The organism is Acidovorax sp. AC410 (genome assembly GCF_979253235.1).
In genome coordinates, this window is sequence record NZ_CEEDCG010000001.1 from 4362584 (window position 1) to 4376649 (window position 14066).

Consider the following 14066-nt stretch of genomic DNA (forward strand, 5'->3'; position numbering starts at 1 on the left):
GATGTTGTGTCCGGCGTTCTGGACGCCATCCCACCCTTTCTGCGCCCCACCATGAAATCCATCGCCAGCGAACTGCCGCCCGGCCACGCCCTGTACCCCCACCTGCTCGCCCCGCTGGACCTCGGGTTCACGCAGATCAAGAACCGCGTGCTCATGGGCTCCATGCACACGGGGCTCGAAGACGCGCGCGACCTCACGCGCATGGCGGCCTATTTCCGCGAGCGGGCCGAGGGCGGGGTGGGGCTGATCGTGACGGGGGGATTCGCGCCCAACATCGCGGGCTGGACCAAGCCGTTCGCAGGCACGCTGTCCACTGCGGGTGCCGCGCGCCGCCACAAGGTGGTGACCGAGGCCGTGCACGGTGCCGGCGGCAAGATCGCGCTGCAGATCCTGCACACGGGCCGCTATGCCTACCACCCGCTGGCGGTGGCGCCCTCGCGGCTGCAGTCGCCGATATCGCCGTTCACGCCGTTCGCGCTGTCGGCCAGCGGGGTGGAGCGGCAGATCCGCGCCTTCGTCAACTGCGCACAGCGGGCGCGCGAGGCCGGGTATGACGGGGTGGAGGTGATGGGATCCGAGGGCTATTTGATCAACCAGTTTCTCTCGGCCACCACCAACCGGCGCACCGATGCCTGGGGCGGTGACTACAGCCAGCGCATGCGCCTGCCGGTGGAAATTTTGGCGCGCATGCGCGAGGCCGTGGGGCCAGACTTCATCATCATCTACCGCCTGTCCATGATCGACCTGGTGCCCGGTGGCAGCGCCTGGGACGAGATCGTTACCCTGGGCAAGGCCGTTGCCACGGGCGGTGCCAGCCTGGTCAACACCGGCATCGGCTGGCACGAGGCGCGCATACCCACCATCGCCACCAGCGTGCCGCGCGCGGCCTTCGCCTGGGTCACGCAAAAAATGAAGGCCGAGTTCAAGGCCGCCGGCATCGCCACGCCGCTCGTCACCTCCAACCGCATCAACACGCCCGAGGTGGCCGAGCAAGTGCTGGCCGATGGCTGTGCCGACATGGTCTCCATGGCGCGCCCGCTGCTGGCCGATGCGGCCTTCGTGAACAAGGCCGCCGCAGGCCGGGCCGACCGCATCAACACCTGCATCGCCTGCAACCAGGCCTGCCTGGACCATGTGTTCAAGAACAAGACCAGCAGTTGCCTGGTGAACCCGCGCGCCTGCCACGAGACGCTGCTGGTCTACACGCCGCTCACGCCGCAGCAAAAGCCCAAGCGCATCGCCGTGGTGGGCGCCGGGCCGGCGGGCCTGACGGCCGCCACCGTGGCCGCCGAGCGCGGGCACGAGGTGCATTTGTTCGATGCGGCCGAGGCCATCGGCGGCCAGCTCAACATGGCCAAGCAGGTTCCGGGCAAGGAGGAGTTCCACGAGATGCTGCGCTACCTGGCCACGCGGGTGGAGGACACGGGCGTGCAATTGCATCTGGGCCGGTCCGTGCAGGCAGCCGACCTGGCGGGTTACGACGAAGTGGTGGTGGCCACGGGCGTGAGCCCGCGCGACCCGAAGATCCCCGGGCAGGAGCACCCCAAGGTATTGAGCTACATCGACGTGCTGCGCCACGGCAAGCCCGTGGGCGCTCGCGTGGCCGTCATCGGCGCGGGCGGTATCGGCTTCGACGTGGCCGAATTCCTGGTGCACGAAGGCCATTCGACCACGCTCGACCTGCCCGCCTGGCAGGCCGAATGGGGCATCACCGACCCGGCCGAGGCACGCGGCGGCCTGGCCCCGAAAGGGCCCGCAGGCCACGCCACCGGCCCGCCAGGTCACGCTGCTGCAGCGCAAGAAGGGCAAGCTCGGCGAGGGCCTGGGCAAGACCACGGGCTGGATCCACCGCACCACGCTGAAGATGAAGCAGGTGCAGATGGTGGGCGGCGTGAACTACGAGCGCATTGCCGACGAGGGCCTGCTCGTCTCGTACGGCGAGCAGCGCGAGGACCCGACCTGGATCCCCTGCGACACCGTGGTGCTGTGCGCCGGCCAACTGCCGCTGCGCACCCTGGCCGACGAGCTGCTGGCGCTGGGCAAGAAGCCCCATGTGGTCGGTGGCGCGCTGGAGGCGGGCGAACTCGACGCCAAGCGCGCCATCGACCAGGCGGCGCGGCTGGCTGCGGTGCTGTAGTCGCGGGCTTTGCTGGCGGGGGGGCGTCAGCCCATGGCAACGGACGCCATGGCGATGCCGCACGCCAGCAGCGTGATGGCCGCCACCGCCCCGATGGCGTGTGCCTGCGCTGCCGTCGCCGCGCCGCCGCAGAGCAGGGACCGCCGTCGCCAGGCGCCATACAGCATGATCGCAGCGGCCGCCAGCAGCAACACCAGGCCCAGGGCCGTGATGGGAGCCAACCGGCCCGACCAGCCCGAGCGCAGCGCCAGCAGCGCATTGACCAGCACGGCCAGCCCGGTGCGGTTCCAGGCCAGCGCCGTGCGTTCGGCCTGCAGGCCGGGGTCGCGCGGCAACGGCCCGGTGGGCGTGCCCCGGCTCATGCAGGCAGCACCCGCAAAAGCACGACCACGGCCGAGATGCCCAGCATGGCCGCGGAGATCAGCGCAAGGGCTGGTGTCCCTGGCAGCCGGCGTGCGTGGCGCATGGCGATCTCATTGGCGCGCCAGCGCAGGTAGGCCAGCGCACACAGCGCGGCCGCCAGCACACCGAGTGCAATCGCCAGCGCGGCGACCAGCCAGTGGGGGCCGAGCCGGGTGGAGAATTGCTCCAGCAGCACACCACCGGCCAGCAAGGCCAGGGCGGTGCGGATCCAGGCCAGGAAGGTGCGTTCGTTGGCCAGCGAGAACCGGTAGTCGGGCTCGGTTCCTTCCTGCCACCATTGCGGACCGCGGACCCTGATGGCCTTCCCGGATGAGGCCTCGGAGGTTTCGTCCATGGCCTTTTCCCTACCTGTTCATGTCGATGACCGTGCGGCCACGCACCTGCCCGGCGAGCGTGCGGTCCAGCCAGGTCGGCAGCGCGTCCATGCCAATCACATGGGCGATCTGCGCCAGGTGGGCGGGACGGTAGTCGCCGGCGATCTTGCCCCAGACCTGCTGGCGCAGCGGCATGGGCGAATTGGCGTTGATGCCCAGCAGGCGTATGCCGCGAAGGATGAAGGGCAGCACCGTGGTCGTGAGCTCGGCGCCGCCGGCATTGCCGAAGGCGGCGATCACGCCGCCGGGCTGCATGGTGCGCGTGAGCCAGGCCAGGGTGGCGCCGCCCACGGAGTCCATGGCCCCGGCCCACCGCGCCTTCTCCAGCGGCCTGGGGTGGTCCTCGTGGGCAATGCGGCCCACCACCTCGCTGGCCCCCAGGCCCTGCAGGTACGCCGTCTCGCCGGCCTTGCCGCTCATGGCCGTCACCTGGTAGCCGCGCTGTACCAGCATGTCGATGGCCAGGCTGGCAACGCCCCCCGTGGCTCCGGTCACCAGCACCGGGCCCTGGCCTGGCTCCAGTCCGTTGAGTTCCATCAGGTGCAGGGCATAGGCCGCAGTGTAGCCGGCCACGCCGATGGCGGCGGCCTCGAACAGGCTGAGGCCCTGGGGAAGGCGCATCACCCAGTCGCCGGGCACCCGCGCCATCTGCGCGTGCCCGCCATCGTGGTCTACGCCGATGCCAAAGCCATGCACCACGACCTCATCGCCGGGCGCAAAGCGCGCATCGGCAGACTCCCGCACGGTGCCCGTGAAGTCAATGCCGCCGATGCGCGGCCAGGTGCGGATGATGGCGTTCAGTCCCTTGGACGCCAGCGCGTCCTTGTAGTTGATGCTGGAGAACGCCACCTGGATGACGACGTTGCCGGGGCTCAGATCGTCCAGCGACAACGGGCCTATCTGCCGCAGCGGTGCGGGCTCGCCTGGCAGCAGGCGCAAAGCTTGAAAGGTATGCATGGGTGGGTGCTTTCCTGGTTCTAGACAACGCCCTGCGCCTTGAGTGCCGCAAGCTGCACGGCACCCACGCCATGCTCGGCAAAGACCTCGGCGTTGTGCTCGCCCACATCGGGCCCGGTGCGCGGGATGGGCATGGTCCGCCCCAGCACGCGCGGCACGATGCAGGGTGCGGGCAGGCTGCCATACAGGGGGTCGGGCAGGCGCACGATGGCCTCGCGCGCCAGGAACTGCGGGTCGGCCTGGATGTCTTCGATGGTGTAGACCTTGCTGAACGGAATGCCTGCCGCCTCCAGCGTGCGCTCTATGTGCGCGTAGGGCTGGGCGCCAAACCAGCCTGACAGGGCGCTGTCCAGCTCGCCCAGGTTCTGCACGCGGTGCGGGTTGGTGTCAAAGCGCGGGTCGCTGGCCCAGTCCGGCTGGCCCAAGGCCTCTGCCAGGCGCGCGAAGATGGCGTTCGACGAGGCCACGACCGTGAAGTACACCTTCTCCTGGCTTGCGTACATGTTGCTGGGCGCGGTGTAGCTGGCGCAGTTGCCCTCCGGCTTGCGCACCTGGCCCAGTTGCTCGTGCTCCACCGGCAAGGGGTCGAGCAGGCGAAACAGCGCCTCGGTGGCCGACAGATCGATCTCCACGCCCCGGGCTTCGGGGTCGCCGCGCAGCCGCGCGATTTCTGCTGCGATGGAGAACGCGGCAAACAGGCCCGCCACCGCGTCGCCGACGGGGAAGTTGGAATGCAGGGGTGAGCCGCCTTTCTCGCCCGTCAGGCTGGTAAAGCCGCTCTTGGCCTCGAAGATGCGCGCAAAGCCGGGGCGCAGGCGGTCGGGCCCGGTCTGGCCAAACCCCGTCAACCGCAGGATGACCAGGCGCGGATTGGCGGCGAACAAGGTGGCCGCATCCAGGCCCCAGCGGTCCATGGTGCCGGTGCGGAAGTTCTCGATCAGCACATCGAAGCTGGGCAGCATCTGCAAGAGCAGATCGCGCCCCTGCGCCTTGCGCACATCGAGCGAGATGCCGCGCTTGCCGCGGTTGGCCACCTTCCACCACAGTGCGCTGCCGTCCTTCACAGGCTGCAGGGTGCGCAGGGGGTCGCTGCCATCGGGCAGCTCCAGCTTCACCACGTCTGCACCGTGGTCCGCGCACAGGGTTGCGCCAAAGGGGGCGGCCAGCACGGTGGCCATGTCAAGAATGCGTATGCCTGCCAGGGCGCCGCTGCTGTTCGGTGTTGCATTCAACTGGATATCTCCGTGGCGCAAGGATTGCGTACCTGGGTTTGTGCCAGAGCCGCTGCCGCTGTACAACGGGTGTTTCGCACAGCGAAATGATCTACTCAAACCGTTGACTTCACACCTGCCAAAAACCATCATGACCACCAACACAGCCAAGGCACGCACCATGTCGTCCCCCATCCATCTGCCCGGTCTCGTCAACCCGCATGACCTGAGCGCCGACCGCCAGTTCTCGATGAACCTGGCGCGTGGCATGGAGGTCCTGCGAGCATTCACCCTGGCCGACCCCATGCTGGGCAACCGCGAGATATCGGACCGCACCGGGTTGCCCAAACCCACGGTTTCGCGGCTGACCTACACGCTCACCCTGCTGGGCTACCTGAGCCGTGTGGAGGGGCTGCAGAAGTACCGCTTGGGCTCGGGCGTCCTGTCGCTCGGCTATCCCTTGCTGGCCAACATGCGGGTGCGCCAGATCGCGCGGCCCATCATGGAAAAGGTGGCGCGCGAGACGGGCTGCAACGTCAACCTGGGGATGCGCGACCGCACCAACGTGGTCTATGTGGACACCTGCCGCGTGGACCTGGGCAACGTGTACCAGCCCGATATCGGCAGCACGCGCCCGCTGCTGTCATCGGCCATCGGGCGGGCCCTCATCCTGGCCTGCGCCCCCCCCGAGCGCAAGGCCATCCTCAACCGACTCAAGGTGGAAGACCCCAAGCGCTTTGCCGTCGAGAAGGCGCACTGGGATGCCGAGCAAAGCGCATTTCCCGAACGCGGCTACTGCTATTCGCGCGGTGACTGGCGCAAGGAAGTCCATGCCGTGGCGGTGCCCATCCGGCAGGCACCGCGCGAGGAACCCCTGGCGCTCAATTGCACCATGTCCACCCTTCGGCTGGGCAAGGACACGCTGGAAAAACGGGCAGCCCACCACCTGCTCGACGCCGTGCAGCAGATCGAACTGGCCTGCGGCCTGCATTAGCCCCCGAGAGATAGCTAGAGAGAAAGAAAGAAGCAAACCATGATCCGCCATCCTGAAAATTTCAAGCAACTGCTCGCCGAGGTGCGCCATGTGGTACGCACGGAGTTCATGCCCCTGGAGGCGGCTATCGACCAGGACGACCAGATCCCCGAGCCCGTGGTGCAGCGCATGCGCGAACTGGGCCTGTTTGGCCACAGCATCCCCGAGGCCTACGGCGGCGCGGGCCTGACTTCCGAAGAGCTGTCGCTGGTCAACATCGAGGTGTCCCAGGCGGCCACCACCTTCCGCGCGCGCTTTGGCGGCAACACCGGCATTGCCTCCGAGTCGCTGGTCGTCGATGGCACGGAGGAACAAAAGCAGCGCTACCTGCCCGGTCTGGCCAGCGGGGCGGTCACCGGCTGCTTTGCGCTCACCGAGCCCGGGGCCGGATCGGACGCCACGGCCCTGACCACCGAGGCCGTGCGCGATGGCGACGACTACCTCATCAGCGGCCACAAGTGCTTCATCACCAATGCGCCGATCGCGGACCTGTTCACCGTGTTCGCCCGCACCGACATGGGTGCCAAGGGCGCGGCGGGTATCACTGCCTTCCTGATCGAGCGCGGCACACCGGGCCTGTGTACACCGCCGGCCTACCGCAAGATGGGCCAGCACGGATCGCCCGTGGGCGAGGTGCTGCTGGACCGCTGCCGCGTGCCGGCCAGCGCCATCCTCGGCGGCCAGGCGGGCATTGGCTTCCGCACGGCGATGAAGGCCCTCAACAAGCAGCGCATCAACCTGGCCGGCCTGTGCATCGGCCCCGCCATCCGCCTGGTGGACGAGATGGTGGAGCGGGCCAGCGCGCGCAGGCAGTTCGGCCAGCCCGTGGCCGAGTTCCAGTTGGTCCAGCAGATGATCGCCGAGAGCAATGTCGATGTGTATGCCGCGCGCGCCCTGCTGCTGGAAACCGCACGCAAGCGCGACGACGGGCTGGACGTGACGCTGGAGGCGTCGATGTGCAAGCTGTTCGCGTCGGAAATGTGCGGCCGCGTGGCCGACCGGGCTGTGCAGATCTTTGGCGGCGGTGGCTACATTGCCGACAACGTGGCCGAGCGCTTTTACCGCGACGTGCGCCTGTTCCGCCTGTACGAGGGCACCAGCCAGATTCACCTCGTGAACATCGCGCGTCGCACCATTGCGCTGGCGCAAGCGCACAAGGCGCAGCCATGAAGCCGCTGGCGGGTCTGCGCGTCGTCGAGTTCGCCACGGTCGGCGGCGTGCCGTTTTGCGCATGGTGGCTGGCGCAGCAGGGTGCGCAGGTCACGCGCATCGTCAACCCGCGCCCGCCCGAGCTGGGTGTGCCGGTGGATGCGTCCGCGGACATGGGCACCTGGGAGCGCACCGATCTGACGCTGGATCTGAAGACGGAAGCCGGCTGTGCTGCCGCGCTGGACGCCATCGCCCAGGCGGATGTGCTGGTGGAGGGCTTTCGGCCCGGTGTCATGGAGCGCCTGGGCCTTTCGCCGCAGGCCTGCCACGCCCGCAACCGGGCACTGGTCTATGCGCGCCTGATCGGCTGGGACCGGCACGGGCCCTGGGCCCAGCGTGCGGGGCATGACATCAACTACATCGCCATGTCCGGCGCGCTGCATGCCATCGGGCCGCAGTGCGTGCCGCTCAACCTGATTGGCGACCTGGCGGGCGGTGCGCTGTATGCGGCAGCGGGCATTCTCGCGGCGCTGCATGCGCGCGCCACCAGCGGCCTGGGCTGCGTGGTGGACACCGCCATGACGCATGGCAGCCTGCACCTGCTCACGCCCGTGTTCGCGCGCCTGGGGGCCAACGCCTGGCAGGACGCCCCTGCCTCCAACGTGATCGATGGTGGTGTTCCCTGGTACCGAAGTTACATGACGGCCGACGGCCGCCACATGGCGGTGGGCGCCATCGAAGAGCGCTTCTACCTGAATTTCGTGCATGGCCTGGGGCTGGAGCCGGATGCACTGCCTGCGCGCAGCGACCGGGCCCGGCACGGGGAGCTGGCGGCCTGCTTTCAGCAGCGCTTTCTGGCCCGCACCATGGCGCAATGGGCAGTGCATTTCTCCACGCTGGAGGCCTGCGTCACGCCCGTGCTGAGCCTGCGCGAAGCCCGAACCGATCCCGTCAACCAGGCGGCCTTTGCCACCGAATCCCCCGATGAAGTGCGGAACATACCGCGCACCCTTCCTCACCTCAGCCCCATGGCATGAGCCTTATCCGCAGGAGACAGACATGATGACCCGACTCACCCGCCGCCAGGCCCTGGCGCTTTCTCTGGGCGTCGCCGCGTCCGCCGCCATGCCCGCGCTCGCGCAGGAAGCCGCTTTCCCGAGCCGTCCCATCCGCATCATCGTGCCCTTCTCGGCGGGCGGGGTGGTGGATTCGACCGCCCGCATCCTGGCCGAGAAGCTGGGCACCAAGTACGGCCAGCCCGTGATCGTCGAGAACAAGACCGGCGCCGGCGGCGCGATTGGCACCGAATTCGTCGCCAAGTCCGCGCCCGACGGCTACACCCTGCTGTGCGTGAGCCCCAGCCACGCCGTGCTGCCCAGCGTCGTGAAGAACCTCAACTGGAACCCCGTGCGTGACTTCCGGGCCATACAAGGCATCGGCGTCGTTCCCAATCTGCTGGTCGTACACCCCAGCGTGCCCGTCAAGACCCTGCCCGAGCTGCTGGCGCTGGCGAAAAAAAGCAATGAGCCCCTGTCGTACGCCACTGCCGGCGTGGGCACCTCCAACCATCTGTCGGGGGAACTGCTTGCGCAGATGGCTGGCGTGAAGCTTACCCATGTGCCCTACCGCGGCCAGTCCGATGCCATGAACGATCTGCTCGGAGGCCGCGTCACGATGATGCCGCTGACTGCGGCCCTGGCCGGGCCTTACGTCAAGGCCGGCAAGCTGCGCGCGCTGGCCGTCACCACGGCCAAGCCCGCCGCGGGGTTTCCTGATCTGCCCACGGTGGCCGAGGCCGCCCCGCTGCCGGGCTACGAAGTGGGGACCTGGTTTGGCGTGGTCGGGCCTGCCAAGCTGCCCGATGCCCTGGTGCGCAAGCTCTCCGCCGATGTCGCTGAGATACTGGCCATGCCGGACGTGAAGGCCAGGTTTGCCACCCTGGGCATGGAGATGGCGCCCCAGGGGCCCGCCGAGTTCGACGCCTTCGTGGCCACGGAGGCCAGCCGGTGGAGCAAGGTTCTCAAGCAGGCCGGCATAGAACCCCAGTGATGCGTGAAAGGACCGGTCCATGACGAACACCTTGCGCACACCGATTTGCGACACCCTGGGCGTGGCCCACCCCATCTTCGGTTTTTCGCATTCCGTCGATGTGGTGGTGGAGATCGCCCGGGCCGGCGGCTTTCCCGTGCTGGGCCTGGCCCGCGAGATGCCCCATGAAATCCCCTTGATCCTGCAGGAGGTGGACGCGCGCATGCAGGGGCGCCCCTATGGCGTGGACCTGATGCTGCCATCACAGGTGCCGCAGCAGGGCCGTATCGACGAGGTGCGCGCGGCGCTGCCGGGCGCGCATGTGGACTTCGTCCAGGGTCTGCGCGAGCGCTTCGCCGTGCCGGCGCCCACCCGGCCCAGCTTCTTCACCACGCAGGTGCGGTCCGAAGAATTGTTCGAGTCCCAGATCGAGCAGGTCCTGGCCTCCAACGCCATTGGCGTCGCCACGGCCATCGGCCTGCGTGCGGACCTGATCGCCAGGGCCAAGGCGCGCGGCAAGATCACCTTTTCGCTGATCGGCTCGACCCGCCATGCCCAGAAGGCCCTGGCCCTGGGGGTGGATGTGCTCGTGGCGCAAGGCTATGACGCGGGTGGGCACACCGGCAGCATCGGCACCTTCTCGCTGGTGCCGCAAATCGTGGCCATGGCCGGCAACACGCCGGTGCTGGCCGCTGGCGGCATCGGCACCGGGGGGCAGATCGTGGCCTCGATGGCCATGGGTGCCCAGGGTGGCTGGCTTGGCACCCTGTGGATGGCGGCCAACGAGAACCACACGCCGCCCGCCTTGCTGCAGCGCCTGATGGACAGTGGCAGCGAGGACACGGTGATCACCCGGGCCCACAGCGGCAAGCCCTGCCGCGTGGTGCGCAGCGACTGGATCGATGCCTGGGCCGCCGCAGATGCCCCCGAGCCGCTGCCCATGCCCATGCAGCAGGCGCTCACTGGCGACGTCTTTGCCTCCATGCATGAAAACGATGACCCGCGCCTCATCTACGAAGCAGCGGGGCAGAGTGTGTTCGCCATCCACGAGCCCACCACGATTGCCCGGCAAATGGCCCAGCTTGTCGGTGAGATGCACGAATCGCTGGAGCGGATGCCAGTACTGCGTTGAGTGAACCAATGGTTCTCAGAGCCTACGCGGTTGGGCTGTTGCGCTCGCGCACCAGGCGAATGTGCGCCATCAGGTTCGGGTAGAACATGCGTGAGCCCGGGGCTTGCGGGTCACTGCCCAGGGCTTCGAGCTCATCGCACAGTGCGAGGATGCGCGGGTTGCCTGCGGCCTCGGCGGTGGACAGCACGAAGCGGTTGAACGGCTCGGTGTACAGGATCGACTCCGACAGCGGGCGCGTGCAGCGCACGGCATCCAGGCCCTGCACCGTGGCCAACTGGTCCAACAGCGGGCCGAGCACGGTATCGCAGCGCTGCGCCAGCAGGAGCACGGTCTTTGCCAGACCCTGGGGCCCGCGCAGCACGAGCGCGGTGTTGCCGTCGCCATCGGTCTCCACGAGCAGGTCCGGGTCGCCACGCAGCCAGTGTGGCAGGCGCAGGAGGGCGGTGTAGGGCAGGGGGCTGTCGTCCGTGTCGTTGAAATACTCGGGCAGGCCGTGGTCGCGGATGCGCTCGGCCACCGCATCCAGGCGTGATGCCACCGTCAGCGCCAGGGAGATGGCGCCCTGCGGCGTGGACTTCACCACCACCAGCAGCCAGTGCTTGCCACCAGGGAAATCGCTGCAGTACAGGTGCCCGACCCGGCTGGGCGAGGGCGCATCGGTCATGTCGGGTTCATTGACCGGGTCGTGCACGAAGCCCTTGGCCTGCATGAAGGGCTGCAGGGCGCGCAGCACGGCGGCGTAGACGCCATCCAGGGCGGGTAGCACCGGCCACGCCACCTGGTCGCGCAGCGCGCGCCAGTCCTGCAGGCGGCGGTTCAGCACCAGGGCCAGGCGGTCGTAGTTGTGCCAGTTGCAGCGCACGCTGCACGAATCGTCCAGGTCGTGCCCGGAGCGGCTGAATTCACCGGCAAACACAGCGTCGAAGTCGTCGTTGAACTGCGCTGCGTAGTAGTGCTCGGTGAAGGCCAGGCCTTCTTCGTTCACATCCTGTGCGTCGAACTTGCCGTCGCAGGCATCGAACAGCAAGTCCGCGCAGGAGATGCGCCGTGCGCGCAGGTCGCCCAGGTAGTCGTTGACGCCTTCGCCGCCCAATCCGCGCAGGGTGAGCCAGGCGAGGTACATGCCGATGCGTGTGCCCGCGGCCTCCTTGGGCAGGTCGGTCTGGAAATCGATGAAGTAGTAATCTGCGGAGTCGAAGATCATGGAAGACGGTCGCTGCAGGAATTTTGCTGCTGCAGTGTAGCGATGCCGCAGTTGGCTCAGACGCCGGCGGGCAGGCCCAGCGCGTGGAACACGCGCGCCGCCGCATAGGCGTCGTTGGCCGCATACACGAGCTGCGATTCGGTCAGGTGCGGGTTGGCCCAGTTGGAGGTGGCGGCCTTCTTGGACTTCATGAAGCGCTGGTTGAACAGCACCGCCACCGCGCCCTTGACGCCCATGTCCTTGCGGTAGCCCTGCTGGCGGAACACGTGGTTGAGTTCCAGCACGCCCGCGGGCACCACGCCGAGCTTGGCCTCGATGCGTTTCTTGTCGTCGCCCAGGCCAAAGCCGGCCTTGGTGGTGCCGGGCCGGGCCAGCAACTGCGCCACCAGGGCGCGGCAGCCCTGGTCGTGCAGCTGGAACACCCAGGCCTTGTCGAGGGTGGACAGCTGCACCACGTGCGGCCCGTCGGACACTTCGCCCTGCACGAAGGTGGGCTTGGATTCGGTGTCGAAGCCCCAGACGGTGCTCGCAGCCAGTTCGGCGCAGGCCTGCTCGGCCTGGGCGGCGGTGGCCACCAGGCTGATGCGGTCAGGCCCCAGGCGCTCGAAGGGGGCCAGCAGTGCGATCTCTTCCTTGCCGGGCGTGGCGCGTTGGGTGTGTGGGGGGCTCATGGGGTGGCTATTGTGGGGGATGGGCAGACATCTGATTCAAAATGCAAGCGATGTTGCGAGGGGCGGGCTTGCCTGCCATGATCCTGCGGCACCCGGGAGCGAGGGGGCGTTCACGCTTTCACACCCTGAAGCCTGCAGAAAACTCCCTCTTTGGTGACGTAGGTCACGCCTGACACGCAATTGAGCGTTTGTAGCCATCGCAGTGAAAACCCCGGTGGATAAGATCGTATTGCCAGCTGGGATGGTCGCTGTCTAATTTTTCCTTGAAGACTGTCTGCATTGTTTTTGCGCCCTGACCTTTCTGGCTGGCCTCGTTGGACTTCCCTGTGGAGGGGGAGAGGCGTTGCCGGTCTGCGGCAACTGCGGATGGCATGGTTCGCGCTGGGGTTTGCGATTGCCTGCGGCATGATGCAATTGATCCCGGCCTTCCAGTCGCCCGATGAAATCGTGCATCTGCTGCGTGCCGACATGGTGGCCCACGGCCAGCCCCTGCTCAAGGGTCTGGAGCCCGACGTGCAGGACAAGAGCGGCGGCTGGGTGGATACCAATTTCTTCCTGTTCTCGCAGTGGATGCAGAAGATCGTCGGGCCGCACCGCGACAGGAGCCTGTCGCCTGCGTGGCTCATGAGCGAGGCCACGCGCTTTGACTGGATGGACGGGGAGATTTTCGTCAACGCGTCGGCCACGGGCTACTACGCCCCTTTCATCTACCTGCCGCATGCGCTGGGGCTCAAGCTATCGCGGGAGCTCGATCTCTCTCTGGGCCACAGCTACCAGTTCACCCGCGTGCTGGTCACCCTGTTGGTGTTCGGCCTGGTCTTCTGGGCCTGGCAACTGGCGCGGCCCTCGCTGCTGGTGCAGGCCCTGGTGCTGATGCCCATGGCACTGTTCCAGATCATCTCGCCTACCATCGATGGGCTGTGTTTTGCGCTGGCGCTGCTGGTGCTGTCGCTGTTTGTGCTGCAGTGGCAGGAGGGCAAGGCCACGCGCTGGCAGGCGTTCGCGTTCTATGGCGCCATCTTCCTGCTGGTCACGTCGCGCACCAACCTCATTCCCATCGTGCTGCTGCCCCTGGTGTTGCTGTGCCGGCACCGCACCAGGCAGCGGCTGCTGGCCACGGCCACGCTGTTGGCCGCCAGTGCCGGGTGGACCCTTTACGGGTTGATCAACACCCAGGACCCCCGTGTGGTGCGCTCGCTCTCCACGGGGCAGATCATCGGCGCTTACCTGCGCGATCCGATGGAGTTCGTGTACCTGGTGGGGCGAACCATCGCCGATCCGTTCCAGGGCCACCTGATCGCCTCTTCGTTTGTGGGCAACCTGGGCTGGGCCGATGCGCCGCTTGCGGACTTTGCCCTGGCCGCCATCGGCTGCGGCCTGCTGCTGGCGGCCATCCTGACCGTGGCGACGACGAGCTACCACAAGGCCGATCTTGGCATCCGCGCCACGCTGGTGGTTGCCGCTGTGGGCAGCGCGCTGCTGGCCTTCTTTGCGCTCGCCGTGACCTGGAATGGCTATCCCGCGCGCGTCATCGAGGGCTTGCAGGGGCGCTACTTCATCATTCCCGCCATGCTGCTCGCAGCCGCGCTGGGGCCCGTGCGCCTGGCACCGGCGCACGCCCCCTGGCCAGCCAGCCACCGGGCGTTTGTCCTGCTGTATGCCATGTTCTGCCTGGGTGCCATGGCCACCACGCTGCAGGGGCGCTACGGCATGGGCTTGGCGGTGTTTGATTTCTGAGCGGCATCCG

The 14066-nt window shown here is 67.7% G+C and carries 12 protein-coding genes and 1 pseudogene; 7 read left to right on the top strand and 6 right to left on the bottom strand.

Annotated elements, in window-relative coordinates:
* The first annotated feature begins 51 nt into the window (after positions 1 to 51).
* A pseudogene (locus AC0IZS_RS20275) lies at positions 52 to 2137 on the top strand (2,4-dienoyl-CoA reductase FMN-binding domain-containing protein).
* A 26-nt stretch (positions 2138 to 2163) separates the two neighbouring features.
* On the opposite strand, the gene AC0IZS_RS20280 reads toward AC0IZS_RS20275, so the two are convergent.
* From AC0IZS_RS20280 to AC0IZS_RS20295, 4 genes are read right to left on the bottom strand one after another with little or no spacing between them, the layout of a single operon-like run.
* Positions 2164 to 2499, bottom strand: a complete 336-nt coding sequence (locus AC0IZS_RS20280) for a DUF202 domain-containing protein (protein ID WP_471637258.1) — start codon at positions 2497 to 2499, stop codon at positions 2164 to 2166.
* A complete protein-coding gene (locus tag AC0IZS_RS20285) occupies positions 2496 to 2894 on the bottom strand; it encodes a YidH family protein (RefSeq protein ID WP_471637259.1) in 399 nt (132 codons plus the stop codon). Before AC0IZS_RS20285 ends, AC0IZS_RS20280 begins: the two co-directional genes overlap by 4 nt.
* 10 nt (positions 2895 to 2904) lie before the next feature.
* The gene (locus tag AC0IZS_RS20290) at positions 2905 to 3891 is read right to left on the bottom strand and encodes an acrylyl-CoA reductase family protein (RefSeq protein ID WP_471637260.1); all 987 of its coding nucleotides are present in this window, start codon (positions 3889 to 3891) and stop codon (positions 2905 to 2907) included.
* A 20-nt stretch (positions 3892 to 3911) separates the two neighbouring features.
* Positions 3912 to 5123, bottom strand: coding sequence for a CaiB/BaiF CoA transferase family protein (locus AC0IZS_RS20295; protein WP_471637261.1), 1212 nt, complete (start codon positions 5121 to 5123; stop codon positions 3912 to 3914).
* A 130-nt stretch (positions 5124 to 5253) separates the two neighbouring features.
* On the opposite strand from AC0IZS_RS20295, the gene AC0IZS_RS20300 reads away from it, so the two are divergent.
* Genes AC0IZS_RS20300 through AC0IZS_RS20320 form a run of 5 tightly spaced genes read left to right on the top strand, consistent with a single transcriptional unit; the run spans position 5254 to position 10444 of the window.
* Positions 5254 to 6096, top strand: coding sequence for an IclR family transcriptional regulator (locus AC0IZS_RS20300; RefSeq protein WP_471637262.1), 843 nt, complete (start codon positions 5254 to 5256; stop codon positions 6094 to 6096).
* A gap of 39 nt (positions 6097 to 6135) precedes the next feature.
* Positions 6136 to 7305, top strand: coding sequence for an acyl-CoA dehydrogenase family protein (locus AC0IZS_RS20305; protein WP_471637263.1), 1170 nt, complete (start codon positions 6136 to 6138; stop codon positions 7303 to 7305).
* Positions 7302 to 8321, top strand: a complete 1020-nt coding sequence (locus tag AC0IZS_RS20310) for a CoA transferase (RefSeq protein ID WP_471637264.1) — start codon at positions 7302 to 7304, stop codon at positions 8319 to 8321. Before AC0IZS_RS20305 ends, AC0IZS_RS20310 begins: the two co-directional genes overlap by 4 nt.
* A gap of 25 nt (positions 8322 to 8346) precedes the next feature.
* Complete coding sequence (locus AC0IZS_RS20315) at positions 8347 to 9333, top strand: tripartite tricarboxylate transporter substrate binding protein (RefSeq protein WP_471637265.1); 987 nt, start codon at positions 8347 to 8349, stop codon at positions 9331 to 9333.
* 19 nt (positions 9334 to 9352) lie between these two features.
* Positions 9353 to 10444, top strand: a complete 1092-nt coding sequence (locus AC0IZS_RS20320; RefSeq protein WP_471637266.1) for a nitronate monooxygenase — start codon at positions 9353 to 9355, stop codon at positions 10442 to 10444.
* A 22-nt stretch (positions 10445 to 10466) separates the two neighbouring features.
* Here the strand turns inward: AC0IZS_RS20320 and AC0IZS_RS20325 are convergent, their stop codons facing one another.
* Entirely contained in the window at positions 10467 to 11648 is a 1182-nt protein-coding gene (locus AC0IZS_RS20325) for a DUF7832 domain-containing protein (RefSeq protein WP_471637267.1), read from the bottom strand.
* 56 nt (positions 11649 to 11704) lie between these two features.
* Positions 11705 to 12319: a 3'-5' exonuclease gene (locus AC0IZS_RS20330; protein ID WP_471637268.1), complete on the bottom strand. Its 615-nt coding sequence runs from the start codon at positions 12317 to 12319 to the stop codon at positions 11705 to 11707.
* A 366-nt stretch (positions 12320 to 12685) separates the two neighbouring features.
* Here AC0IZS_RS20330 and AC0IZS_RS20335 point away from each other — a divergent pair, with 366 nt between their 5' ends.
* Positions 12686 to 14056 (top strand): DUF2142 domain-containing protein, encoded by a 1371-nt coding sequence (locus tag AC0IZS_RS20335; RefSeq protein WP_471637269.1) that lies wholly within the window; start codon positions 12686 to 12688, stop codon positions 14054 to 14056.
* Positions 14057 to 14066: the final 10 nt, after the last annotated feature.